Origin of the sequence: Coralloluteibacterium stylophorae (assembly GCF_018122625.2) — a bacterium.
GTDB lineage: Bacteria > Pseudomonadota > Gammaproteobacteria > Xanthomonadales > Xanthomonadaceae > Coralloluteibacterium > Coralloluteibacterium stylophorae.
In genome coordinates this window covers 85,453-109,382 of record NZ_JAGQFT020000013.1, presented here as the reverse complement: position 1 = coordinate 109,382, position 23,930 = coordinate 85,453, and the positions used below count along the sequence as shown (strand labels likewise).

At 73.2% G+C, this 23,930-nt stretch carries 25 protein-coding genes; 18 read left to right on the top strand and 7 right to left on the bottom strand.

Annotated features, from left to right (window positions below):
• Positions 1 to 200 precede the first annotated feature (200 nt).
• On the bottom strand, positions 201 to 1,556 hold the full coding sequence (gene rimO / locus KB893_RS16500) for a 30S ribosomal protein S12 methylthiotransferase RimO (protein WP_211927520.1): 1,356 nt from the start codon (positions 1,554 to 1,556) through the stop codon (positions 201 to 203).
• Between the two features lie 403 nt (positions 1,557 to 1,959).
• On the opposite strand from rimO, the gene KB893_RS16495 reads away from it, so the two are divergent.
• Genes KB893_RS16495 through KB893_RS16445 form a run of 11 tightly spaced genes read left to right on the top strand, consistent with a single transcriptional unit; the run spans position 1,960 to position 8,439 of the window.
• Complete coding sequence (locus KB893_RS16495) at positions 1,960 to 2,625, top strand: dienelactone hydrolase family protein (protein ID WP_211927521.1); 666 nt, start codon at positions 1,960 to 1,962, stop codon at positions 2,623 to 2,625.
• Positions 2,622 to 3,053, top strand: a complete 432-nt coding sequence (locus KB893_RS16490; RefSeq protein WP_211927522.1) for an HIT family protein — start codon at positions 2,622 to 2,624, stop codon at positions 3,051 to 3,053. The genes KB893_RS16495 and KB893_RS16490 overlap by 4 nt, the downstream gene beginning before the upstream one ends.
• A complete protein-coding gene (pxpB, locus tag KB893_RS16485) occupies positions 3,050 to 3,715 on the top strand; it encodes a 5-oxoprolinase subunit PxpB (protein ID WP_211927523.1) in 666 nt (221 codons plus the stop codon). The genes KB893_RS16490 and pxpB overlap by 4 nt, the downstream gene beginning before the upstream one ends.
• Positions 3,712 to 4,710, top strand: coding sequence for a 5-oxoprolinase subunit C family protein (locus KB893_RS16480; protein ID WP_211927524.1), 999 nt, complete (start codon positions 3,712 to 3,714; stop codon positions 4,708 to 4,710). Before pxpB ends, KB893_RS16480 begins: the two co-directional genes overlap by 4 nt.
• Positions 4,707 to 4,877, top strand: a complete 171-nt coding sequence (locus KB893_RS16475; protein ID WP_211927525.1) for a LiaI-LiaF-like domain-containing protein — start codon at positions 4,707 to 4,709, stop codon at positions 4,875 to 4,877. Before KB893_RS16480 ends, KB893_RS16475 begins: the two co-directional genes overlap by 4 nt.
• Positions 4,878 to 4,891: 14 nt before the next feature.
• Positions 4,892 to 5,641 (top strand): LamB/YcsF family protein, encoded by a 750-nt coding sequence (locus tag KB893_RS16470; protein ID WP_211927526.1) that lies wholly within the window; start codon positions 4,892 to 4,894, stop codon positions 5,639 to 5,641.
• Positions 5,638 to 6,342: a DUF969 domain-containing protein gene (locus tag KB893_RS16465; RefSeq protein ID WP_211927527.1), complete on the top strand. Its 705-nt coding sequence runs from the start codon at positions 5,638 to 5,640 to the stop codon at positions 6,340 to 6,342. The genes KB893_RS16470 and KB893_RS16465 overlap by 4 nt, the downstream gene beginning before the upstream one ends.
• Complete coding sequence (locus KB893_RS16460; RefSeq protein WP_211927528.1) at positions 6,339 to 7,295, top strand: 5-oxoproline transporter, DUF979 family subunit; 957 nt, start codon at positions 6,339 to 6,341, stop codon at positions 7,293 to 7,295. The genes KB893_RS16465 and KB893_RS16460 overlap by 4 nt, the downstream gene beginning before the upstream one ends.
• Positions 7,292 to 7,948 carry a pyroglutamyl-peptidase I gene (gene pcp, locus KB893_RS16455; RefSeq protein WP_211927529.1) on the top strand — a complete coding sequence of 219 codons (657 nt, stop codon included), beginning with the start codon at positions 7,292 to 7,294 and terminating at the stop codon, positions 7,946 to 7,948. The genes KB893_RS16460 and pcp overlap by 4 nt, the downstream gene beginning before the upstream one ends.
• 18 nt (positions 7,949 to 7,966) lie before the next feature.
• Complete coding sequence (locus KB893_RS16450) at positions 7,967 to 8,275, top strand: hypothetical protein (RefSeq protein ID WP_211927530.1); 309 nt, start codon at positions 7,967 to 7,969, stop codon at positions 8,273 to 8,275.
• A complete protein-coding gene (locus KB893_RS16445) occupies positions 8,272 to 8,439 on the top strand; it encodes a hypothetical protein (RefSeq protein ID WP_213173901.1) in 168 nt (55 codons plus the stop codon). The genes KB893_RS16450 and KB893_RS16445 overlap by 4 nt, the downstream gene beginning before the upstream one ends.
• A gap of 225 nt (positions 8,440 to 8,664) precedes the next feature.
• Here the strand turns inward: KB893_RS16445 and dcd are convergent, their stop codons facing one another.
• Positions 8,665 to 9,234 (bottom strand): dCTP deaminase, encoded by a 570-nt coding sequence (gene dcd / locus KB893_RS16440; protein WP_211927379.1) that lies wholly within the window; start codon positions 9,232 to 9,234, stop codon positions 8,665 to 8,667.
• Between the two features lie 270 nt (positions 9,235 to 9,504).
• Positions 9,505 to 10,584: an iron-sulfur cluster carrier protein ApbC gene (gene apbC, locus KB893_RS16435; protein ID WP_246505741.1), complete on the bottom strand. Its 1,080-nt coding sequence runs from the start codon at positions 10,582 to 10,584 to the stop codon at positions 9,505 to 9,507.
• Positions 10,585 to 10,695: 111 nt separating this feature from the next.
• Between apbC and KB893_RS16430 the strand changes: the two genes are divergently transcribed.
• From KB893_RS16430 to KB893_RS16400, 7 genes are all read left to right on the top strand, one after another.
• Positions 10,696 to 11,091, top strand: a complete 396-nt coding sequence (locus KB893_RS16430) for a hypothetical protein (protein WP_211927381.1) — start codon at positions 10,696 to 10,698, stop codon at positions 11,089 to 11,091.
• Between the two features lie 89 nt (positions 11,092 to 11,180).
• Complete coding sequence (gene metG, locus KB893_RS16425) at positions 11,181 to 13,265, top strand: methionine--tRNA ligase (RefSeq protein WP_211927382.1); 2,085 nt, start codon at positions 11,181 to 11,183, stop codon at positions 13,263 to 13,265.
• 170 nt (positions 13,266 to 13,435) lie between these two features.
• Positions 13,436 to 14,773, top strand: a complete 1,338-nt coding sequence (locus tag KB893_RS16420) for an amino acid permease (protein WP_211927383.1) — start codon at positions 13,436 to 13,438, stop codon at positions 14,771 to 14,773.
• Positions 14,774 to 14,802: 29 nt separating this feature from the next.
• A complete protein-coding gene (locus KB893_RS16415) occupies positions 14,803 to 15,243 on the top strand; it encodes an RnfABCDGE type electron transport complex subunit B (protein ID WP_211927384.1) in 441 nt (146 codons plus the stop codon).
• Between the two features lie 81 nt (positions 15,244 to 15,324).
• Positions 15,325 to 16,236: an aldo/keto reductase gene (locus KB893_RS16410; protein WP_211927385.1), complete on the top strand. Its 912-nt coding sequence runs from the start codon at positions 15,325 to 15,327 to the stop codon at positions 16,234 to 16,236.
• 31 nt (positions 16,237 to 16,267) lie between these two features.
• A complete protein-coding gene (locus KB893_RS16405) occupies positions 16,268 to 17,563 on the top strand; it encodes an NTP/NDP exchange transporter (protein WP_211927386.1) in 1,296 nt (431 codons plus the stop codon).
• Between the two features lie 97 nt (positions 17,564 to 17,660).
• A complete protein-coding gene (locus KB893_RS16400; RefSeq protein ID WP_213173900.1) occupies positions 17,661 to 18,605 on the top strand; it encodes a DegV family protein in 945 nt (314 codons plus the stop codon).
• Positions 18,606 to 18,607: 2 nt separating this feature from the next.
• Here the strand turns inward: KB893_RS16400 and KB893_RS16395 are convergent, their stop codons facing one another.
• From KB893_RS16395 to KB893_RS16380, 4 genes are all read right to left on the bottom strand, one after another.
• Positions 18,608 to 19,528, bottom strand: a complete 921-nt coding sequence (locus KB893_RS16395; protein WP_211926822.1) for a TraB/GumN family protein — start codon at positions 19,526 to 19,528, stop codon at positions 18,608 to 18,610.
• 2 nt (positions 19,529 to 19,530) lie between these two features.
• Positions 19,531 to 20,487 carry a DUF1684 domain-containing protein gene (locus KB893_RS16390; RefSeq protein ID WP_246505732.1) on the bottom strand — a complete coding sequence of 319 codons (957 nt, stop codon included), beginning with the start codon at positions 20,485 to 20,487 and terminating at the stop codon, positions 19,531 to 19,533.
• 61 nt (positions 20,488 to 20,548) lie between these two features.
• Positions 20,549 to 22,381 carry a DNA mismatch repair endonuclease MutL gene (gene mutL, locus KB893_RS16385; protein WP_211926823.1) on the bottom strand — a complete coding sequence of 611 codons (1,833 nt, stop codon included), beginning with the start codon at positions 22,379 to 22,381 and terminating at the stop codon, positions 20,549 to 20,551.
• A gap of 55 nt (positions 22,382 to 22,436) precedes the next feature.
• Positions 22,437 to 23,912, bottom strand: a complete 1,476-nt coding sequence (locus KB893_RS16380) for an N-acetylmuramoyl-L-alanine amidase (RefSeq protein WP_211926824.1) — start codon at positions 23,910 to 23,912, stop codon at positions 22,437 to 22,439.
• Positions 23,913 to 23,930 lie beyond the last annotated feature (18 nt).

Below are 23,930 nucleotides of genomic sequence, written 5' to 3'. Positions count from 1 at the left end.
GCCAAGCAGATCATCTGCGCCGCCATGCGCAGGCTGCTGCGCATCGTCTACGGCGTGCTCAAGTCAGGTCAGCCATTCGATCCTGCAAGAGCCGTTGCCAGGTAGGAGGCAAGACGGTATCTACAGGGCGGTCGGGCATCGCATCATGCGGCCTGCCTGTCCCGATTCCCGACTCCCCATTCCCGCTCCACCACCCCCGCTCAATCCGGGTCGTACTCCGGATCGACCACCGCGAACAGGTCGTGCTCGTCGGCGCCCATCATCGTGACCTCGGCGAACTGCCCGGGCACGAGGCCGGCCTCGTAGCCGTCCTGGATCTGCACGATGCCGTCGATCTCGGGCGCGTCCGCGTAGCTGCGGGCGTAGGCGAGGTCGCCGTCGATGGCGTCGACCAGCACGCGCTCGCGGCGGCCGATGCGCCGCTGCAGGCGCTCGGCGCTGATCTCGGCCTGCAGCGCCATGAAGCGTTCCAGGCGTTCCTGCTTGACCTCCTCCGGCACCGGGTCGGGCAGCGCGTTGGCCGCCGCGCCCTCGACCGGCGAATAGGCGAAGGCGCCGACGCGGTCGAGCCGGGCGTCCTCGAGGAAGTCCAGCAGCGCCTCGAACTCGGCCTCGGTCTCGCCGGGGAAGCCGACGATGAAGGTGCTGCGGATCGCCAGGTCCGGGCACTCGCGGCGCCAGGACTGGATCCGCTCCAGCGTCTTCTCGACCGCGCCGGGGCGCTTCATCAGCTTGAGGATGCGCGGGCTGGCGTGCTGGAACGGGATGTCGAGATACGGCAGCAGGCCCGGGCCGCCGTTCGCGTTCCTCGCCATCAGCGGGATGATCTCGTCGACGTGCGGGTACGGGTAGACGTAGTGCAGGCGCGACCAGATGCCGAGTTCGGTGAGGCCCTCGCACAGCGACTTCATCCGCGTCTGCCACTGCCGGCCCTGCCAGGTGCCCTCGCGGTAGCGCAGATCCACGCCGTAGGCGCTGGTGTCCTGCGACACGACCAGGAGTTCCCTGACGCCGCCGCGCGCGAGCTTCTCGGCCTCGCGCAGCACCTCGTCGACGGGTCGCGAGACGAGGTCGCCGCGCATCGAGGGGATGATGCAGAAGGTGCAGCGGTGGTTGCAGCCTTCGGAAATCTTCAGGTACGCGAAGTGCTTCGGCGTGAGCTTGACGCCGAAATCCGGCACCAGGTCGACAAAGGGGTCGTGCCTCGGCGGCAGCGCCGCGTGCACCGCGCCCATCACGCTGGCGTAGTCCTGCGGGCCGCTGATCGAGAGCACGCCAGGGTGCGCCTCGCGGATCTGCTCCGGGCGCTTGCCGAGGCAGCCGGTGACGATGACCTTGCCGTTCTCGGCGATGGCCTCGCCGATCGCGTCCAGCGACTCGGTCACCGCCGAGTCGATGAAGCCGCAGGTGTTGACGACCACCACGTCGGCGTCGTCGTAGCTCGGCACGATGTCGTAGCCCTCGACCCGGAGCTGGGTGAGGATGCGTTCGGAATCGACCAGGGCCTTCGGGCAGCCGAGGCTGACGAAGCCGACTTTGGGTTGGGCGGCGGGCATGGATGCTGGCGGGGCGTCGCGGGAGAACCGCGCAGTATAGCGGGCGCGCGGTCGGCGCCGGGCCGTCGGCGCGGCCCGGTTCAGGCGGCGGCGAGGGCCTGCAGGAGCGGCTTCAGCCGTGACGGGGGTTGGGGTAGAAGCGGTGGTGGTGAAGCGGGAATGGGAATCGGGACCCGGAGCCGGTCTCGGCACCCGCGCGACCGCTTTTCCGGAACGCACCACGTCAGGGCTGAAGCCCCTCCCACGGCAGCCGTTCGCAGGTCATGCAGGAAGGAGGCGCTGGCGGGCGGCATCCCAGGTTCCGACTCCCCATTCCCGCTCCACCACCATCGCTTCATCAATGCCGCTCCACCACCGCCATGCCCTAGCATGGTCGCCCCCCCGCACGACCCGGAATCCCGCCATGGGCGACACGCTCAGCCTCGACACCCGCCCCGGCCGCATCGGCGGCTACCTCGCACGCCCGTCGGGCACGCCGCGCGGTGGCCTGGTGGTGGTGCAGGAGATCTTCGGCGTCAATGCGCACATCCGCAGCGTCGCCGATCGCTTCGCCGAGGCCGGCTACACCGCGCTGGCGCCGGCGATCTTCGACTACGTCGAGCGCGACGTGGAACTCGCCTACGACGAGCAGGGTGTCGAGCGCGGCCGCGATCTGGCGCGTGAGGTCGGCATGGACCGCGCGGTGGCCGCGGTGGCCGCGGCGGCCCAGCACCTGCACGCCGGCGGCGCGGCCAAGGTCGCCGTGGTCGGCTACTGCTGGGGCGGCAGCGTCGCCTTCCTGTGCAACACGCGCCTGGGCCTGCCCAACATCAGCTACTACGGCGCACGCACCGTGCCCTACCTGCACGAGCGCCCGCGCGCGGCGATGCTGTTCCACTTCGGCGAGCGCGACCGCACCATCCCGGCCGCGGACGTGCAGGCCCATCGCGAGGCGCTGCCGCAGGCGGAGGTCCACGTCTATCCGGCCGACCACGGCTTCAACTGCGACGTCCGCGCGAGCTACGACGCCGACAGCGCGGCACGCGCCTACGAGCGCACCCTCGCCTTCCTGCGGGCCGACATCGGATGAGCGACGGCTTCGCCCTGCATCCGCGGCTCGCCGCCGACACCCATCACGTCGCCGCGCTGCCGCTGTGCGACCTGCTGCTGATGGACGACGCCCGCTACGCGTGGCTGATCCTGGTGCCGCGCGTGCCCGGCGCCGGCGGCATCGACGAACTCGGCTTCGCCGACCGCCACGCGCTCATCGACGAGGTCGACCTGGTCAGTCGCCTGCTGCGCGCCGAAACCCGGCCGGAGCGGATCAACGTCGGCGCGCTCGGCAACCTGGTGCCGCAGCTGCACGTGCACGTGGTCGCGCGGCGCCGCGACGATCCGGCCTGGCCGGGACCGGTGTGGGGGCATTCGTCCGCGCAGCCCTACGCGGACGCCCCGCGCGAGGCACGGCTGGCTTCGCTGCGCGCCGCGCTCGGTCCGCGCACGCGCGCCACGGAATGACACCGCGGATCGAGACGCTCGGCGAGGACGCGCTGCTGGTCCATCTCGGCACCGGCATCGATGCCGACATCAATCGCCGGGTGCATGCGCTGCGCGCGCGCCTCGACGCCGGTCGCCCGCCATGGGTGCTGGAGCTGGTGCCCGCCTTCGCCTCGCTGGCGGTGGTCGTCGACCGCGGCCCGCACGGCGGCCCGGCGCTGGATGCAGCGCGCGAGTGGCTGCTGCCCCATGTCGCCGCGCTCGATGTCGGCGCCGGCGAAGACGCATCGCCAGCGGTCGACATCCCGGTCCGCTATGGCGGCGCCGGCGGTCCCGACCTGGAGCCGCTCGCGGGGGAACTCGGGATGACGCCGGCGGACCTGGTCGCGCGCCACGCCGCCGGCGACTACCGCGTCGGCATGCTCGGTTTCGCGCCCGGCTTTCCCTACCTGCTCGGCCTCGATCCGGCGCTGGCGGCGCCGCGCCTGGCGACGCCGCGCGCGCGAGTGGCGGCGGGCAGCGTCGGCATCGGTGGCGCGCAGTCCGGCATCTACCCACGCGAGGGCCCGGGCGGCTGGCGGATCATCGGCCGCACCGCCACCGTGCTGTTCGACCCGCAGCGCACGCCGGCGACCCTGCTGCGTCCCGGCGACCGCGTGCGCTTCGTGCCGGTGCCGGGATGAGCGTCGAGGTACTCGCCGCCGGCCCGCTGACCACGGTGCAGGATGCCGGCCGCCGCGGCCTGCGCCACCTCGGCATCGGCCGCAGCGGCGCGCTCGACCACTGGGCGCTGCGCGTGGGCAACCTGCTGGTCGGCAACCGCGAGGATGCGCCCGCGCTGGAGATCACCCTGCACGGCCCGACGCTGCGCTTCCACGCGCCGGCGCGCATCGCCCTGTGCGGCGCCGACACCGGTGCACGCCTCGACGGAGCGCGCGTGCCCGGCTGGCGCCCCTGCGACGTTCCCGCCGGTTCGACGCTGCGCATCGGCGCCTGCCGCGACGGCGCGCGCGCGCTGCTTGCGCTCGCCGGCGGCATCGACGTGCCGGCGGCGCTCGGCAGCGCCTCGACCGACCTGCGCGGCGGTTTCGGCGGCCTCGACGGGCGTGCGCTGCGGCGCGGAGACCGCCTCGCCGTCGGCCGCTGCGATGCAGTCGCGAACGGGAGCGCCGCGGTCGCGCCGTGGTGGATCGACCCGCAGGCCGATGCCGACCCGCGCGCCGCGATCCGCCTGCTGCCGGGTGCGGACGCCGCCGATGGCCTCTGCGCGGCGCGCTGGCGGGTCGCCGCGGCCAGCAACCGCCAGGGCCTGCGCCTGGAAGGCGCGGCGTTGGCGCCGGACGCGCAGCACGCGAGGATCTCGCAGCCGGTGCTGCCGGGCACCGTGCAGCTGCCGCCGGATGGGCGCCCGATCGTGCTGCTGGCCGATGCGCAGACCCACGGCGGCTATCCGGTCGTCGGCCATGTGGCCACCGCGGAGCTGTCGCGCCTGGCGCGGCTGCGCCCGGGCGACGCGCTGCGCTTCGCGTGGTGCTCGGTGGACGAGGCCCGCGCGCTGGCTTGCGTGCAGCGGCAGCGGCTGGCGAGAATCGCGATGGCCATCGAGGCGCGCCTGCGCGCCGATCGCGCATCGCGGCGCGTCCAGGCCGCTCCTTCCGTCTCCCGGGATCGCCCATGAAGTTCAGCGCCACCGCCGTCGTCCTCATCGTCCTTGGCGTGGTGCTGCTGATGAACAACCTGGGCCTGGCCGACTTCGACCTCGGCCGCCTCATCGTGCGCTGGTGGCCGGCGATCCTGATCGTGCTCGGCATCAGCATGCTGTTCCGGCGCGGCGGCCCGCGCTGAAGCCGGTTCCCGGCATGCGCATCGACTTCAACTGCGACCTCGGCGAGGGCTGCGGCGACGACGCCGCGATCCTGCCCTGGATCACCTCGGCCAACGTCGCCTGCGGCGGCCATGCCGGCGACGACGACAGCATGCGTGCGACCGTGGCCGCCTGCCTCGAGCACGGCGTGGCGGTCGGCGCGCATCCCTCCTTCCCCGACCGCGCGGGCTTCGGCCGCCGCGCGCTGGTGATGACGCCGGCGGCGATCGCGGACTTCGTCGCCGGCCAGATCGAGGCACTGGCGGCGGTGTGCCGACGTGAGGGGGCGCGGCTGGTGCACGTCAAGCCGCACGGGGCCCTGTACAACCTCGCCGCGCAGGACCGGGCGGTGGCCGATTCGATCGCGCGTGCGGTCGCGGCGCACGATGCCGGCCTGCGCCTGGTCGGCCTCGCCGGCTCGCGGCTGCTGGCGGCCGGGCGCGCCGCAGGGCTCGCGGTCGCGGGCGAGGCCTTCGCCGAACGCCGCTACGAGGCCGGCGGCAGCCTGACTCCGCGCGCGCTGCCGGGCGCGAGCATCGAGGTCCTGGAGGACGCGATCGAGCAGGTGCGCATGCTGGTGCGCGAGGGCGCGGTGGTCGCCCGCACCGGCGAACGCGTGGCGGTGCGCGCCGACACGCTGTGCCTGCACGGCGACCGTCCCGACGCGGCGGCGTTCGCGCGCACGCTCCGGCGCGCGCTGGACGGCTGCGGCGTGCGCGTCGCGGCGCCGGGCGCCGAGGCATGAACTACTGGCCGCTGGTCGGCATCGCCTGGGTCGTGGGCGGTTTCGCGCTGCGCATGAACCCGGCGCTGGTGGTGGTGAGCGCGGGCGTGGTCACCGGGCTGGTCGCCGGCGAGAGCCTGGTCGGCGTGCTGGCGGTGATCGGCGGCGCCTTCGTCAAGCTGCGCTACCTCGCCCTGTTCCTGCTCACCCTGCCGGTGATCGGCCTGCTCGAACGCCACGGCCTGCGCGAGCGCGCCCAGGCGTGGATCGCGCGCCTGCGCGGGGCGACCGCCTCGCGCCTGCTGATCGTCTACCTGCTCGCGCGGCAGCTGATCTCGGCGCTCGGCCTGCACAGCCTCGGCGGCCACCCGCAGACCGTGCGCCCGCTGATCGCGCCGATGGCCGAGGGCGCCGCGGCGGGCCGCCACGGAGCCTTGCCGGAGCCCGAACTCCAGCGCCTGCGGGCGATGGCCGCGGCCACCGACAACGTTGGCCTGTTCTTCGGCGAGGACATCTTCATCGCCTTCTCCGGCGTGCTGCTGATGCACGGCTTCCTGTCGGAGCAGGGCGTCGAGCTCGAGCCGCTGCACATCGCGCTGTGGGCGCTGCCCTCGGCGGTGTGCGCCTTCGGCATCCACGCCGCACGGCTGATGCGCATGGAGCGCAGGCTCGCGCGCGAGGCCGCGGCGCTGGCCGCACGCGCGCCGGAGCGCCCGCGATGATCTCGCTGCAGCTGGTGTACTGGGCGACGGGCCTGTACCTGCTGGTGGTGGCGGTGCTCGGCGCGCGCGACCGCGGCAATCCGCGGCGCTGGACCACCGCCGCGTTCTGGGCGCTGCTGGCGCTGGCGCTGCTGGTCGGCGAGCGCCTGCCGCCGGCGGTGATGGGCGGCGTGGTCGTGCTGCTGGCCCTGATCGCCGGCGGCGGCGGACTGGCGCGCGGCCGCTACCCCGAGCGCAGCGCCGAGGCGCGCGCCGCGGATGCCGGGCGCCTCGGCAACCGCCTGTTCTGGCCGGCGCTGGCGATCCCGCTGCTGACCCTGCTGTTCGGCGTGCTGCTGGCCGACGCCACGATCGCCGGCGTGCGCGTGTTCGGCGCGGAGCAGACCACCCTGGTCGGGCTGGCGCTGGCCTGCGGCGTCGCCACGCTCGGCGCCTGCCTGCTCACCCGGCAGACGCCGCTGGTGGCGGTGGCCGAATCGCGCCGCCTGCTCGATGCGATCGGCTGGGCCGCCCTGCTGCCGCTGCTGCTGGCGACGCTCGGCGGCGTGTTCGAGACCGCGGGCGTGGGCGATGCGATCGCCAGCCTCGCGGCGGCCGCGGTGCCCGGCGACTCGCGCCTGGCGGCGATGCTGGTCTACGCCCTGGGCATGACCCTGCTGACCATCGTGATGGGCAACGCCTTCGCCGCCTTCCCGGTGATGATGGGCGGCATCGGCCTGCCGCTGGTCGCCGGCGTGCACGGCGCCGACATCGCGCCGCTCGCCGCCATCGGCATGCTCTGCGGCTACTGCGGCACCCTGCTCACGCCGATGGCCGCCAACTTCAACCTCGTTCCCGCCGCGCTGCTCGAACTGCCGCCCTACGCGGTGATCCGCCGCCAGGTGGCGACCGCGCTGCCGCTGCTGGCCTGCAACCTGGTGCTGATGTACTTCATCGTGTTCCGCAGCGCATGACCGACACCCTGCCCCTCATCCTGCTCGCGGGTTTCGCGCCCTTCGGCGGCGAGTCCAGCAACCCGTCGGCCGAGGCGGTGCACGCGCTCGACGGCGAGACCGTCGCCGGCCACCGCATCGTCGCGCTGGAGCTGCCGGTGGTGTTCGGCGAGTCGCTGCGCGCGCTGGAGGCGGCGATCGGGCGGCATGCGCCCGCCCTGGTGCTGGCGGTCGGCCAGGCCGGCGGCCGCACGCATGTCTCGCTCGAACGCATCGCCATCAACGTCGACGACGCACGCATCGCCGACAACGCCGGGGCGCAGCCGGTGGACGTGCCGGTGGTCGCGGACGGCCCGGCGGCCTACTTCTCCACCCTGCCGATCAAGGCCATGCTGCTGGCCCTGCGCGAGGCCGGACTGCCCTGCGAGATCTCGCAGACGGCCGGCACCTTCGTGTGCAACCACGTCTTCTACGGCCTGATGCACGCGCTGCGGGCGCGGCCGGGGACGCGCGGCGGCTTCGTGCACATCCCGTGGTCGCCGGCGCAGGCGGCGGCGCGCCCCGGCGCGCCGAGCATGCCCGTCGCGACCGTGGTCGAGGCCCTGCGGATCGCGCTCGGCGTCGCCCTCACCACCCGCACCGACGTCGCCGTGGGCGGCGGCGCCGAACACTGAACCGCGAAGGATCCTCCGATGCATGCACGCCTCGCTCTGCCGGGCCTGTGCCTGGCCCTGGCCACCGCACTCGCCGCTCCCGCCGCGCACGCCGGCCTGTTCGACAAGAAGCCGGAGACCTCCGCCGAGGAGGCGGCGCGCGACGGCCTGCCCGCGGTGACGGTCTGGGTCGATGCGACCTGGGGCTTCCGCAACCAGGGCTCGGCCAACGCACTCAGCCGCGCGCACAAGGCCTTCGCCGACCACGGCTACCGCGTCGAGAGCGTCGAGCCCTACATCGAGAACGGCGACCTGCAGGGCTTCTTCGTCACCTACCAGCGCCCGTGAGCGCGGCGGCGGACGCGCGCGACCTCGCGCTCTTCGACTTCGACGGCACCCTGACCACCTGCGACACCCCCTCGCGCTTCGTGCGGGAGAACGTGTCGCCGTCCATCCGGAGATTCGTGGAGGAGCGATTGGCCGCAAGCAACCTCCTGTGGGAGGGGCTTTAGCCCCGACTGCTCTGGGCGGTCGCAGCGGTCGGGGCTGAAGCCCCTCCCACAGGTAACGGGGCGGACCCACGAACGCGCTCCGGCGGGCGTCGGAGCGCCGCTTCCGCGGGTCCGGTCGGTCGCGGCTGAAGCCGCTCCTACGAGGTCGGGTTGCTCGCCGCTGGTGCGGCTTCAGCCGCGAATCGGGGGCGGCGGCGTCGACGCGGCGGCCGGGAACGGCGCCGGTCAGGTGCGCGGCAGGGTGACGCCGCGCTGGCCCTGGTACTTGCCGCCGCGGTCGGCGTAGCTGACGTCGCAGATCTCGTCGGACTCGAAGAACAGCATCTGCGCCACGCCCTCGTTGGCGTAGATCTTGGCCGGCAACGGCGTGGTGTTGGAGAACTCGAGGGTGACGTGGCCCTCCCACTCCGGCTCGAGCGGGGTGACGTTGACGATGATCCCGCAGCGCGCGTAGGTGCTCTTGCCCAGGCAGACCACCAGGGTCGAGCGCGGGATGCGGAAGTACTCCACGGTGCGCGCCAGCGCGAAGGAGTTGGGCGGGATGATGCAGACATCGCCCTTGACGTCGACGAAGCCCTTCGGGTCGAAGGCCTTGGGGTCGACGATGGTCGAGTTGATGTTGGTGAAGACCTTGAACTCGTCCGAGCAGCGCACGTCGTAGCCATAGCTCGAGGTGCCGTAGCTGACGATCCGCTGCCCGTCCGCACCGTGCTTCACCTGCCCCGGCTCGAACGGCTCGATCATGCCGTGCTGCTCCGACATGCGGCGGATCCAGTGATCGGACTTGATGCTCACGGGCGGCTCGGGAGGGGAAGGGAAACGGGCGGCGAGTCTAGCGGGATGGCGGGGGAGCGGGGAATGGGGAATGGGGAACGGGGAACGGGAATGCTCGCTACTCCGGAACGCTGGATCCGCATCCTTGCCCCAGCGCGCGCCCCACGACTCCGCGACACCCACCCGTTCCCGGTTCCCGCTTCACCACTCCCTGTTCCCGCTTCACCAATCCCGTTCCCGCTTCACCAATCCCGTTCCCGCTTCACCACTCCCCGTTCCCGCTTCAACCCCTCACGTATCCTGCACCACGATGTTCGGGAACCCGATCCGCTTGTTCTTCGCCTGCAGCGACAGCCGGGCGGCGGTGCGGCGGGCGATGGCGCGGTAGGCCTGGGCCAGGTCGGAGCCGGCGTCGGCCGCCACGCTGGGCGCGCCGCTGTCGGCCTGCTCGCGGATGCGGATGTCGAGCGGCAGCGAGCCCAGCAGCGGCACGCCGTATTCCTGCGCCATCCAGGCCCCGCCGCCCTCGCCGAAGACGTGCTCGGCGTGGCCGCAGTTCGAGCACACGTGCACGGCCATGTTCTCGACGATGCCCAGCACCGGAACCTCGACCTTCTCGAACATCTTCAGCGCCTTGCGCGCGTCGAGGGTGGCGATCTCCTGCGGCGTGGTCACGATCACCGCGCCGGAGACCGGCACCTTCTGCGCCAGGCTGAGGTGGATGTCGCCGGTGCCCGGCGGCAGGTCGATGACGAGATAGTCCAGCCCGTCCCAGCGGGTGGCGTTGAGGAGCTGGTCGAGCGCCTGGGTCACCATCGGGCCGCGCCAGATCATCGGCGTCTCCTCGCCGACCAGCATGCCGATCGACATGCCCTGCAGGCCGTGCGCGCGCGCCGGCACGATGGTCTTGCCGTCGGGGCTGTCGGGGCGCCCGGAGAAGCCGAGCATCTTCGGGATGCTCGGGCCGTAGATGTCGGCGTCGAGCACGCCCACGCTGGCGCCTTCGGCGGCCAGCGCCAGGGCGAGGTTCACCGCCGTCGTCGACTTGCCCACGCCGCCCTTGCCGGAGGCGACCGCGACGATGTTCTTGACCTCGGGCAGCGGCGTAAGGCCGCTGCGGACCTGGTGCGCGTGCACGCGCGAGGTCACCTCGACCGTCGCCGCGGCGACGCCCTCGACCTCGCGCGCCGCGGCCTCGACCTCGCGCGCCAGCGCCTGGTGCCAGCCGGCGGCGGGATAGCCGAGCGCGACGGCCACGGCGACCCGGTCGCCGTCGACGCCGACGCCGCGCACGGCGCCGGCGGCGTCGAGGTCCTGGCCGGTGTGCGGATCGGCGACGCGGCCGACGCGGGCGCGGACGAGGTCGGACAGCGATGCGTTCACGTTTGATGCCTTGCAGACAACGGGCGCCCATTCTAGGACGTGAGCCCGTGGCGAAGCCGTGGCAGTCTCCTGCGTCGCCATCCGTCCCGAGGGATCTTCATGCAGCCATCCGCCCGTGTCCGCGCCACCGTCCTCGCCGCCCTGGCGCTCGTATCCCTCGCCGGCTGCGCCGGCACGGCCCGCGAACGGGCATCCGCGCCCGCCGGCGGCGGCGACGCACGCTCCGCGCAGGGCGTGGACACCGGCGCGGACAGCGCCACCGGCATCGGCGTCTGCGACGCCTATCTCGAGCGCTACCGCCGCTGTCATGCGGTGATCGGCGCCTACCGCGCCGACCAGATCGAGGGCCGCTACCAGGCGCTGCGCGACAAGCTGCTGGAGCGCGTGGCCACGCCCGAGGGCGCGGACCGCGCCGCGGCCGAATGCCGGATGCTGGCCGACGCCATGGACGCGGCGCTCGAGGGACGCGCCTGTCCGGCGAACGCGGACGACTGAGCCCACCGCACCGCCGCAGCCGCGCGCGGCGGGAGAGCGGATGCTGCAGCGTGCCATAATCGCGCGCTCTCCCGATCCGCCGTGCCCGCATGTCACGCACCGCCCTCGTCACCGCCGCCCTGCCCTACGCCAACGGTCCGCTGCACCTGGGCCACCTGGTGGGCTACATCCAGGCCGACATCTGGGTGCGCGCGCGACGCATGGAGGGCGCGACCACGCACTTCGTGTGCGCCGACGACGCCCATGGCACGCCGATCATGCTCGCCGCGGAGAAGGCCGGCGTGGCGCCGGAGGCCTTCATCGCCGGCATCCAGGCCGGGCACGAGCGCGACTTCGCCGACTTCGGCGTCGCCTTCGACCACTACCACTCGACCCATTCGGTCGAGAACCGCGAACTCGCGGAGACGGTCTACCGGCGCCTGCGCGAGGCCGGCAGCATCGCGCGGCGTTCGATCCAGCAGCTCTACGACCCGGTCAAGGGCATGTTCCTGCCCGACCGCTACATCAAGGGCACCTGCCCGCGCTGCGGCACGCCCGACCAGTACGGCGACAACTGCGAGCACTGCGGGGCGACCTACGCGCCGACCGACCTGATCAACCCGCGCTCGGTGGTCTCCGGAGCCACCCCGGAGCTGCGCGAATCCGAGCACTACTTCTTCGAGCTCGGCAGGTACGAAACCGTGCTGCGCGCCTGGCTCGACGGCGCCGGCAGCCGCGGCAAGCCGGTCGCGCATCCGGGCGTGATCGCCAAGCTGCGCGAGTGGCTGGACGCCGAGGGCGGCCTGCGCGACTGGGACATCTCCCGCGACGCGCCCTACTTCGGCTTCCCCATTCCCGACGCGCCGGGCAAGTTCTTCTACGTCTGGCTGGATGCGCCGATCGGCTACCTGGCCAGCTTCAAGGCCTGGTGCGACATCCACGGCGTCGACTTCGACGCCATCGTCGGCGCCGGTGCCGACACCGAGATGCACCACTTCATCGGCAAGGACATCGTCAACTTCCACGGCCTGTTCTGGCCGGCGATGCTGCACGGCGCGGAGCTGCGCGTGCCGACGGCACTGCACGTCAACGGCTACCTGACGGTGAACGGCGCCAAGATGTCGAAGTCGCGCGGCACCTTCGTGCAGGCGCGCACCTACCTCGACGCCGGGCTCGATCCCGAGGCGCTGCGCTACTACTTCGCCGCCAAGTCCTCGGGCGGCGTCGACGACCTCGACCTCAACCTCGACGACTTCCAGCAGCGCGTCAACGCCGACCTGGTCGGCAAGTTCGTCAACATCGCCAGCCGCTGCGCGGGCTTCATCGGCAAGCGCTTCGAGGGCCGTCTCGCGGCGACGCTGCCGGACGCGGCGATGTACCGGCGCTTCGTCGCCGCCCTGCCCGAGATCCGCGAGGCCTACGCGCAGGACCGCTTCGGCCACGCGCTGCGCCTGACCATGGCGCTGGCCGACGAGGCCAACCGCTACATCGACGAGACCAAGCCCTGGGTGGTCGCCAAGCGCGACGGCGCCGACGCCGAACTGCAGGCGGTGTGCAGCCAGGGCCTGAACCTGTTCCGCGTGCTCGCCCTCGCCCTGCGCCCGGTGCTGCCGGCCACAGTGGCGCGCGCCGAGCGCTTCCTCGACGCCGGCCTCGCCCGCTGGGACGCGGCCGACGCGCCGCTCCTGGATCACGTCATCGCGCCGTTCGAGCCGCTGATGACCCGCATCGACCCCACGAAGATCACGCAGATGACCGACGCCAGCACCGAATCCATGCCCGCCGCCGAGACCGCCGCGCAGCCGCCCGCGAAGCCGGCCAAGGCCGCCGCCGCCCCGGCCGCGACGCCCGGGCCCGCCCCGGCCACCATCGGCATCGACGACTTCGCCAGGCTCGACCTGCGCGTGGGCATCGTGCGTGCCTGCGAGCACGTCGAGGGCTCGGACAAGCTGCTGCGCTTCGAGCTCGACGCCGGCCCGCTCGGCACCCGCCAGATCTTCTCCGGCATCAAGGCCGCCTACCCGGAGCCGGAGAAGCTGGTCGGCCGGCGCGTGGTGTTCGTCGCCAACCTGGCGCCGCGCAAGATGCGCTTCGGGGTGAGCGAGGGAATGATCCTGTCGGCCGGCGAAGGCGGTGCCGACCTGTTCCTGCTGGACGCCGACGCCGGCGCCGCGGCCGGCGCCACGGTGCGCTGACGCCGCCCGTTCCGCCGCCCGCAGTCGCGGCCGGCAGCGCCGCAGGGATCCCGCGCCCGCGTCGTCCACGGGCCGCGCACAAGCCGCGCGGCCTCGGGTAGGCTTGGGCGCTTCGCGGCGGGGACGGCCGCACCGGCGCCGCGGCGCCCGTTCGCATCCACGGGGACTCCATGACCGAACCGACCCGCCGCATCGGGCCACTGCTCGCGACCTTCATGGTCGCCAACAACATGATCGGCTCCGGCTTCTTCCTGCTGCCGGCGAGCCTGGCCGGGATCGGCAGCATCTCGGCGCTGTCGTGGATCCTGGCGACCCTGCTGGCGAGCGTGCTCGGGATGACCTTCGCGCGACTGGCGCGCACCTTCCCGGACCTGGAAAGCCCCGCCGACTACGTCACCCCGTCGCTCGGCCGCGATGCCGGCTTCCTCGCCGCCACGCTCTACTGGCTGTCCTCGTGGATCGGCAACAACGCCATCGCCGTGGCGGCGATCGGCTACCTGGTGGTCCTGCTGCCGGCCTCGCTGCAGGGCGCGGACACCCAGATCTACGGCCAGATCGGCCTGCTGTGGCTGGTGTTCGCGCTGAACCTGTGCGGGCCCAAGCCGATCGCCCGGTTCCAGTCGGCCTGCCTGGTGCTGGGCCTGCTGCCGGTGCTGATGGTGCTGGGCGGCGGCTGGCTGGAGTTCGACGGCGACACCTTCCGCGCCGCCTGGAACACCACCGGCGAGGCCTGGAACACCGAGAATGCCGAGCCGCAGTCGGGACTGTCGCTGACCTTCGGCGCCCTGGCGCCGATCTTCTGGGCCTTCATCGGCCTGGAGACCAGCGCGATGGTCGCCGGCGTGGTCCGCAACCCGTCGCGCAACGTGCCGCTGGCGACGCTCGGCGGCATCCTGATCGCCGGCGTGGTCTACGTGGTCAGCTCGGTGCTGGTGATGGGCATCGTCCCGGCCGACGTGCTGTTCGCCTCGAGCGCGCCGTTCGCCGAGGTCGCCGCGCGCGTGTTCGGGCCATGGGCGGCGGTGCTGATCGCCGGCGCGGCCGCGCTCAAGGCCACCGGCACCCTCGGCGGCTGGATGCTGGTGACCGGCGAGTCCGGCGCGCGCGCCGCGCAGCGCGGCCTGCTGCCCGGCTTCTTCGGCCGCTACAACCGCAACGGGGCGGCGCACGCCGGCCTGGCGGTGATCGTGGTGGCGATGAGCGTGCTGGCCTGGGTTTCGAGCGCGCCCACCATCGGCGAACAGTTCGGCACCATCATCAACATGGCGGTGCTGCTGGTCACGGTGATGTACGCCACCGCGGGCCTGACCCTGATCCTCGGCACGCCGGAACGGCGCCCCGGGCCGGGCGACCGCCTGCTGGGCACCGGCGCCATCGTCGCCTGTGCGCTGCTGGTCCTGAGCTCCCCCGTGGCCGAGGCGCTCGGCGCGCTCGCGATCGCGGTCGTGGCCTGGGTCGCCTTCCGCCTGTTCGGCCGCCGCGCCCGCCTCGGCGCCACCCCGTCCTGAATCCGCGGCGCCCCTGCGGCGCCCGTGCAATGCCCGAGTTCCTGCCGCCCGACGCATCCCGACTGCAGCGCATCGACGCCATCGACGCGCTGCTGCCGCAGACCCAGTGCACCCGCTGCGGCTATCCGGCCTGCCGCGACTATGCGCAGGCCGTGGCCGACGGCGAGGCGATCAACCGCTGCCCGCCCGGCGGCGAGGCCGGCATCCGCGCGCTGGCCGCGCTGCTCGCGCGCGCGGTGGCGCCGCTCGACCAGGACTGCGGCAGCGAGCACCCGCCCGAGGTCGCCTGGATCGACGAGGCGGTCTGCATCGGCTGCACCAAGTGCATCCAGGCCTGCCCGGTCGACGCCATCGTCGGCGCGCCCAGGCGCATGCACACGATCCTCGCCGACGCCTGCACCGGCTGCGAGCTGTGCATCGCGCCGTGCCCGGTCGACTGCATCCACCTGCGCCCGCGCGGGGACGGGTGAGCGCGCCGGTTAACGCCACCTTTACCCGGCGTCCCGCGCGCGGCGACTAAGGTGGCGCCACCAGCCGAGGAGGGTCCCGCCATGCCGTCACGTCGCTCGTTCCTGGCCCTGGGCGCGCTCGCCGCCGCCGGCGCCGCATTCCGCCCCGCGTTCGCCGCCGGCTCCGCCGACGCCATGCGCAGCCGGCGCATCCCCGCCAGCGGCCAGCCGCTGCCGGTCATCGGCATGGGCACCTCGGGCAGCTTCGCGGTCGAGCAGGGCTCGGCCGAGTACGAGGCGCTGAAGGAGGTGCTGAAGCGGTTCTTCGAAGGCGGCGGCCGGCTCATCGACACCTCGCCGAACTACCAGGGCGCCGACCGCATCCTGGGCGCGCTGCTCGAGGCCGGCGGCTGGCGCGACGACTGCTTCCTCGCCACCAAGATCGCCGCCGACGACCGCGCCGCCGCGGAGGCGCAATGGGCGCAGTCGCTGCGAAGCCTGCGCACCGACCACGTCGAGCTGCTGCAGATCCACAACCTCCGCGCCTGGCAGACGCAGCTCGCCTACGCGCGCGAGCTCAAGGCGGAGGGCAAGACCCGCTACGTCGGCGTGACCCACTACCTCGAGAGCGGCCACGACGAACTGGTGCGCGTCGTGCGCGCGGAGAAGCCCGACTTCCTGCAGATCAACTATTCGGTGACGGCGCCGCAGGCGGCCGAGACGGTCTTCCCCGTCGCCGAGGAACTGGGCGTGGCGGTGATCGTCAACCGCGCCTTCGACGACGGCAAGCTGTTCTCGAAGGTGCGCGACCGACCCCTGCCGGGCTGGGCGGCGGAGATCGGCAGCACCTCCTGGGCGCAGCTGTTCCTGAAGTTCGCGCTGAGCCATCCGGCCGTCACCGTGGTGATCCCCGCGACCGGCAAGCCGCACCGCCAGAGCGACAACCTGCAGGCCGGCAGCGGCGACCTGTTGTCCGATGCCCAGCGGCAGGAACTGATCGGGATGTTCCGATGATCGCGCGGGCGCCCGGGGACTCGCGCGCGTCATGACCGGCCTCGTCGCGCCCGTCGCCCGCGCGCTGGGTGCGCGGCGCGGCGAGCTCCCCGCGGTGCTGCTGGGCGCGGCGATGTTCTTCCTGCTCTTCACCGGCTATTTCATGCTGCGGCCGGTGCGCGAGACCATGGGCATCGCCGGCGGCGTCGACAACCTGCAGTGGCTGTTCACCGGCACCTTCGTGGCGATGCTGGCGGCGATGCCGCTGTTCGGCGCCATCGCCGCGCGCGTGCGCCGGCGCAGGATCCTGCCGTGGACCTACGCCTTCTTCGGCAGCCATCTCGCCGCGTTCGCCGTGGCCTTCGGCATCGATCCGGGCAACGCCTGGAATGCGCGGGCGTTCTACATCTGGCTGTCGGTGTTCAACCTGCTGACGATCTCGGTCGCCTGGAGCGTGCTCACCGATCTCTTCAGCGTCGAGCAGGCGCGTCGTCTGTTCGGCGTGGTCGCCGCCGGTGCCAGCGCGGGCGGCCTGCTCGGGCCGCTGCTGGCGATCCGCCTGGTCGGGGCATTCGGCCATGCCGGGCTGATGTGGCTGTCGCTATGCCTGCTGCTCGCCTCCGCCGGCGCGGCGAGCGCCCTGCAGCGCTGGCGCGACCGCCATCCGCTGCCCGAACAGGAACCCACCGCGCGTTCGCGCCCGCTCGGCGGCAGTCCCTTCGCCGGCGCCGGCGACGTCGCGCGCTCGCCCTATCTCCTGGGCATCTCCCTGTTCGTGCTGCTGCTGGCCAGCGTCAGCACCTTCCTCTACTTCGAGCAGGCGCGGCTGGTCGAGGCGAGCTTCCCCGACCCCGACGCACAGACCCGGGTGTTCGGCACGCTGGATGCGATCGTGCAGACGCTGGCGATCCTGACCCAGCTGTTCGTGACCGGCCGCATCGCCCGGCGCCTGGGCGTGGGCGTGCTGCTGGTCGCGGTGCCCCTGGTGGCGGCCGCGGGCTTCGTCTGGCTCGCCTTCGCCCCGGTATTCGCGGTGCTGGCGGTGGTGATGGTGGTGCGCCGCGCCGGCGAGTACGCGCTGGTGCGACCGGGGCGCGAGATGCTGTTCACCCTCGTCCCGGTGGCGAGCAAGTACAAGGCGAAGAACTTCATCGACACCGTGGTCTACCGCGGTGCGGACGCGGTCAGCGGCTGGGCCAAGGCCGGAGTCGACGCGCTCTCGCAGCACCCCGCGGTGGCGGCCCTGGCCGGCGCCGGGCTCGCCCTGGCGTGGGCGGCGACCGGCGGCGCGCTGGCGCGATCGTGCCGGCGGCGGGACGCGCCGGCGCCCAATCCTGACGGCGTCTGAACACGGCACCGCAGCGCAGCATGTGTGGCCCCCGTCACATCGCTATCCTGCGCGCCGCCACTGCGGGGCGCGCCGGAACCAGGCCTAGGGGGACTTCATGCGTATCGGAATCGTGGTCGACTCGGCCTGCGACCTGCCGCTCGACTACCTGCAGCGCAACGGGATCACGATCCTGCCCATCACGGTGCGCATCGGCGGGGCGACCTTCGCCGACCACCGCGACGAGGAGGCGACGCTGGAGTTCCTCGATGCGCACGTCGCCGAACGCGGCGCCGAGGCCGAGACCGTCCCCTACGGCGCCGAGCAGATCAAGGCGCTGTTCCTCGAGCGGCTGGTGGCCGAATACGACTACGTGTTCTGCCTGACCATCGCGCGCACCCGCAGCCCGATCTTCGAGAACGCGCAGCAGGCGAGCTTCGCCATCCTCAACGACTACAAGACCCCGCGGCTGGCGGCCGGCCATGCCTCGCCGTTCGCCCTGCGCATCGTCGACACCCAGAACATCTTCGCCGCGCAGGGCGTGCCGGCGGCGGAGGCGGTGCGGCTGCGCGACGCCGGCGAGAACCCGGTGCGGATCCGCAGCCGCCTCGAGGAGGTGGCCGCCCGGACCCAGGGCTACATGATCCCGCGCGACCTCTACTACCTGCGCGCCCGCGCCCGCACCAAGGGCGACCGCAGCGTCGGCCTGGTCAGCGCCGCGCTCGGCAGCGCGCTCGACATCAAGCCGGTCCTGCACTGCAACCAGGGCGAGACCGGTCCCGTCGCCAAGATCCGCGGCTTCGAGCCGGCGGTGGAGAAGCTGTTCGACTTCACCGTGCAGCGCATCCGCGCCGGTCTGCTGACGCCGACGCTGTGCCTGAGCTACGGCGGCGCGCTCGACGGCATGCGCGCCCTGCCCGGCTACGCGCGCCTGCGCGCGGCCTGCGCGGAACACGGCGTGGAGATGCTGGAGAGCGTGATGAGCCTCACCGGCATGGTCAACGTCGGCAAGGGCGCCCTGGTGGTGGGCTTCGCCGCCGAGGACGCCCGCTTCGTCGCCTGAGGTCAGGGCGTGGCGAGCGTCGGCACCGCCTCGACCCGGCGCAGCGTCCAGCCGCGCCCGCGCAGCCCCTCGACCACGCCGTGCGCGCCGAGCAGGTGCAGGCTGCCGACGACGATCAGGACGTCGCCCTCGCCAGCTCGCGCCAGCGCCTCGATCCGCGGCAGCCACTTGCGGTTGCGGTCGGCGTTGATCCGCTCCAGCGTCTCCGGCTGCTCGCCCAGTTCGGCCTCCACCGACGCCAGCAGGCCATCGACGTCGCCCGCCCGCCACAGCGCATGCAGGCGACGGACGTCGTCCTGCAGCAGGGACGGCTCCTCGATCACCCGCCGCAGCGCGACGAGCTGCTCGTCGAGCGGCGCGCCGGCGATCGCCTCGATCTGGTCGGCCGCGCGCTCGAGCCCGGAGGTCGCCTTGCCCGCGGCGAGGGCTCGCCGCATCAGCACGACATCGAGGCCGAGCTGGTTGTCGAGCCCGCTGCGGCTCGCCGCGGCAAGCGCCAGCGACAGGTTCACGAACCACGGCCGGAATCCGGCCAGCAGCGCCGGCGCCACCCCCTGCCCGGCGGCGACGGCCTGCAGCCGCGCGTAGTCGCGCGGCCCCAGCAGCTGCGCCGGCGACTCCCCGGGGCCGGCCTGGGCGGCGGCGAGCATCTGCGGGGCCGTCGCGGCCGACAGCGCTTCGCCCGGATCGACCTCGAACACGACGTGCTCGGCATCGGCGAAGGCACGCTCGACGACGGGCGCCAGCGGATAATCGTCCGCGCGCATCACGTGGATCGAACCCAGCAGCCACACCCGGTGGTCTCCGGTCTCGACGCTCCACAGCAGGGGCTGCGGCGGGCCCTGGCGCGCCTGCGCGGCGCCCGCCATGCACAGGAGCAGCAGCCAGCACAGGCCGAGGCGGAGGCGCGGGCGGGTGTTCATCGTCAGTGGCTCCGGGGCAGGCGCTTTTCGCCGGCGGTGATGGCGAGATCCAGGCGGTTGGCCGCCGGCGGCAGCGGACAGGTGGCGTAGTCGGTGAACGCGCACGGCGGGTTCTCGAGCTTGTTGAAGTCCAGCACCGTCCGCCCTGCGCGATCGGGACGCGGCGCGCCGAGGTAACGGCCGGCGCCGTAGCTGTCGTGCCCGCTGGTGCGGTCGGCGACGATCAGCAGCAGCCTGCCGTCGCCCTCGTCCAGCGCTTCCAGCGCGTACTCGCGCCCGTCCTTCCCGAACAGCACGCGGCCCGGGTTGGCCATCGCTTCGGTGGCGCCCAGCACGTTGACGATTTCGAGGGTCGTGCCGGGCGCATGTGCCTCGAAGCGGGCGACGATGCGCCAAGCGGGATCGACCTCGAAGTGCGGGATCGCGGCGAGCGCGTTCGCCTGCGCCGCCCGCGCGTCGCGCACGCGCAGGGCGATGCGGCCGCCGCGCTCGATCAGCATCGCGCTGACCAGGCCGCCATCGATACGCAGGACGTCCGGCGCACCGTCGCGGTCGGTGCGCAGCACCACCCGCCCGCGCACCGGCTTGCCGTCGAGCTGGACATCGGGCCGGCTGCGATCGGGGGTGAACCATACGCGGCCGTCGTCGCGCAGGTCGAACAGGCCCAGGTGCGCCGGACCCGCGGCGAGCCGGATCCCGTTGCTGCCGCTGCTGCCGGCGTAGTGACCGCCCGGTTCGATCCAGTGCAGGCCGACCAGCGCCAGCCAGCCGTCGGGCCGGTGCAGCGCACCCAGGCGCTCGGCGCGCCACTGCTCGACGTCCAGCCGGTGCGCCTGGCGCTCGCGGCTGTCGCCCTGGCTGCTGGTCGGCGCACCAGCCTCGTCGCCGCGGCAGCCCGCCAGCGCGGCCAGCACGCCGACCAGCAGCCCGCAGACGGCGCGCCTGCCCGCTCCCGTCATCGTAATCCCCCGTCGCATCCCCACCCGCAGCATACCGGCACCGCGTCCGTCCCGGGCCGGCTCAGCGCCCGCGCAGGAACAGCCGGTCGAGCTCGGCCTTGGACAGCTGCACCCAGGTCGGGCGACCGTGGTTGCACTGCGAGGAGCGTTCGGTCGCCTCCATGTCGCGCAGCAGGGCGTTCATCTCCGGCAGCGACAGGCGCCGGTTGGCGCGCACCGAACCGTGGCAGGCCATGGTGCTGAGCAGTGCGTTCTGCGCCTCCTCGATGCGCCGGGTCGTGCCGTGCTCGACCAGGTCCGACAGCACGTCCAGCGCCAGGCCGCGCGCGTCGGCCTGCTCCAGGATCGCCGGCACCGCGCGCACCGACAGCGCCTGCGGACCTGCGCGCCGGATCTCGAAGCCGAGCGCCGCCAGCGCGTCGGTGTGCTGCTCGGCGGCCTCCGCCTCGCGCTCGCTCACCGCCAGCGCCACCGGAACCAGCAGCGGCTGGCTGCGGATGCCGATGCCGTCCTGCGCCGACTTCAGGCGCTCGTAGGTGATGCGCTCGTGCGCAGCGTGCATGTCGACCAGCACCAGGCCCTGCTCGTTCTCGGCGAGCACGAACACCCCATGCAGCTGGGCGATGGCGAAACCGAGCGGGGGCGCCGCGGTGTCGTCCGCCTCCGGCAACGGCGCCGCCGTGACGGCGCCCGGCGCCGGCGGATGCTCGGCCACGGCGACATCGGCGTCGCCGCGTCCGTAGAGCGCCGCATACCCCGCCAGCTGCTCGCGCACACCGAGGGCGATGCCGGCCTGACGCGGCGCCTGCCAGCCCATGCCGCTCGTACCCGCGCCCGCGAGAAGAGCTGGCTCCGTGCCGGACGGCGTGGCGGCCGCCGCCGTCGCGAGCCCCGCCCGCGTCGCGCCCAGCGCCTCGGACAGGGTGCGGTAGACGAAGTCGTGCAGGCGGCGCGCATCGCGGAACCGCACCTCGTGCTTGGCCGGATGCACGTTGACGTCGACCCGGCGCGGGTCGAGCTCCAGGAACAGCACGTAGGCCGGATGCCGGCCGTGGTACAGCACGTCGGCGTAGGCCTGGCGGATCGCGTGGCCGATGGTGCGGTCGCGCACCACGCGGCCGTTCACGAAGAGGTACTGCTGGTCGGCGCTGCTGCGCGAGGCGGTCGGCAGGCCGATCCAGCCCGACAGCCGCAGTTCGTCCGCGGTCGACTGCTCGAGTGCGAGGCAGGCGCCGCCGAACTCGCCGCCGAGCGCCTCCGCCACCCGCGCAAGCCTGGCGGCGGGATCGCGCGCGGGCCGGTAGTGGCGGGTCTGGCGGCCGTTGTGGACGAGCCGGATCTCCACCTCGGGCCGCGCCAGCGCCAGACAGCGGATCCACTCCTCGACGTGGCCCAGTTCGGTGCGCTCGCTCTTGAGGAAGCGGCGCCGCGCGGGGACGTTGAAGAACAGCTCGCGCACCTCGACGGTGGTCCCCGGCGGGTGCGGGTGCGGGGCGATGTCGCCACCGCGGCCGCCGTCGATCTCCAGCCGCGCGCCGTGCCCGGCGTCCGTCGGGCGCGAGGTCAGCGCGAACCGGCTCACCGCGGCGATCGAGGGCAGCGCCTCGCCGCGGAAGCCGAGGGTGCAGACCGACTCGAGATCGTCGAGCGAGGCGATCTTGCTGGTCGCATGCCGCGACACCGCCAACCGCAGCTCCTCGGGCGCGATGCCGCCGCCGTCGTCGCGCACCCGGATCAGGCGGATGCCGCCCTCCTCGAGCTCGATGTCGATCCGGCGCGCACCGGCGTCGATGGCGTTCTCGACGACCTCCTTGACCACCGACGCAGGCCGCTCCACCACCTCGCCGGCGGCGATCTGGTTGATCAGGAGATCGGGGAGGGCTCGGATCGGCACGGGCGCGCGCTGCGAACGGCGCCGCAGGATAGCAAACGCAGGACGGCGGCCGGCCTCAGCCCGGAGGTGCGCCGGCGCCCGCGAAGGTGCCGCCGACCGGCAGCCCACTTCGGGCGGGCACGCGCAGGCGCTGACCGATCTTCACGGTGTCGCCGCTCAGGCCATTGACCGCGCGCAGGCTGGACACGGTAACCCCGTAGCGCGCCGCGATCGACGACAGCGTGTCGCCGCGGGCGACCAGGTAGTCGCGCTCGATGCCCGCGCCGCCGTTGCCCTCGGCGCGCGCCGCGAACAGCGTGCCCGGCGGCGGCTGCGCGGTGAAGTACTCGCGGATACCGCCGAGCAGCGCCTGCGCGAGACGCGCCCGGTGCGCCGGATCGTTGAGCCGGCGCTCGTCGTCGCGGTTGCTGATGAAGGCGGTCTCGACCAGCATCGAGGGCACGTCCGGCGAGCGCAGGACGACGAAGTTCGCGTACTCCACCTTCGACTTGTGCGTCTTGCCCAGACGGCGCAGGCCCTGGAGCACATGCTGCGCGGCGTCGTCGGACGCCTTCATGGTGGCGCTCTGCGACAGGTCCAGCAGCACCGAGGCGAGCACGCCGTCGCTGCCGTCGAGCTTGACCCCGCCGATCAGGTCGGCGGCGTTCTCGCGGTCGGCAAGCCAGCGCGCGGCCTCGCTCGACGCGCCACGGTGCGACAGCACGTAGACCGACGAACCCGACGGCGTCTCGTGCGGCGACGCGTCGGCATGGATGGACACGAAGATGTCGGCCTTGGCCGCGCGCGCCTTGCGGTAGCGCTCCTGCAGCGGGATGAAGACGTCGCGGTCGCGGGTCAGCATCGCCTTCATGCCGGGCTCGGCGTCGACGACCCGTGCCAGCTCGCGCGCGACCTCGAGGGTGACGTTCTTCTCCTTCGTCCCGGCACCACCGAGCGCGCCGGGATCCTTGCCACCGTGCCCGGCGTCGATGGCGACCACCAGGTCGCGCTGCCTGGAGCCGAACATCTCCTCGATCGTACGCGCGGTCGCCGCCGGCGCCACCGCCGCGGCGGCGGGTGCGGCCACGGCCGCCGCCGCCCCCACCGTGCTCGCGGCGGCCTCGGCCACGGCGGCGACGGCGCCGGTGCCGGTGGGACGCAGTTCCAGGATGAGCTGCGGCGTGCCCCCCTCGCTCTGCAGGAAGCTCCGCGGCTGCACGTCGGCCGCGAGGTCGAACACGACGCGCAGGTCGCCTTCCGTCGGCGTGCCGGTACGCACGCCGGTGACCACGCCGTTGGGCGCGGGCGCGCGATAGCCGCTGGCGAGCGAGGATGCCTTCAGGTCCACCACCAGGCGGCTCGGGTTCTGCAGGGTGAACACCGTGTACTCGGCGCTGGCGTCGAGTTCGAGCACCGCCCTGGTGTGGCTTTCGACGTCCACCACGTGGAGCGTGCGCACCTGGCCGGCCTGCGCCGGTGCGGCCAGGAAGCAGGCTGCGGCCGCCACTGACGCGGCAACCCGGATCGGCAGGGAACGGAGGACATGGCGCATGGGCCGGGATTGAATCAC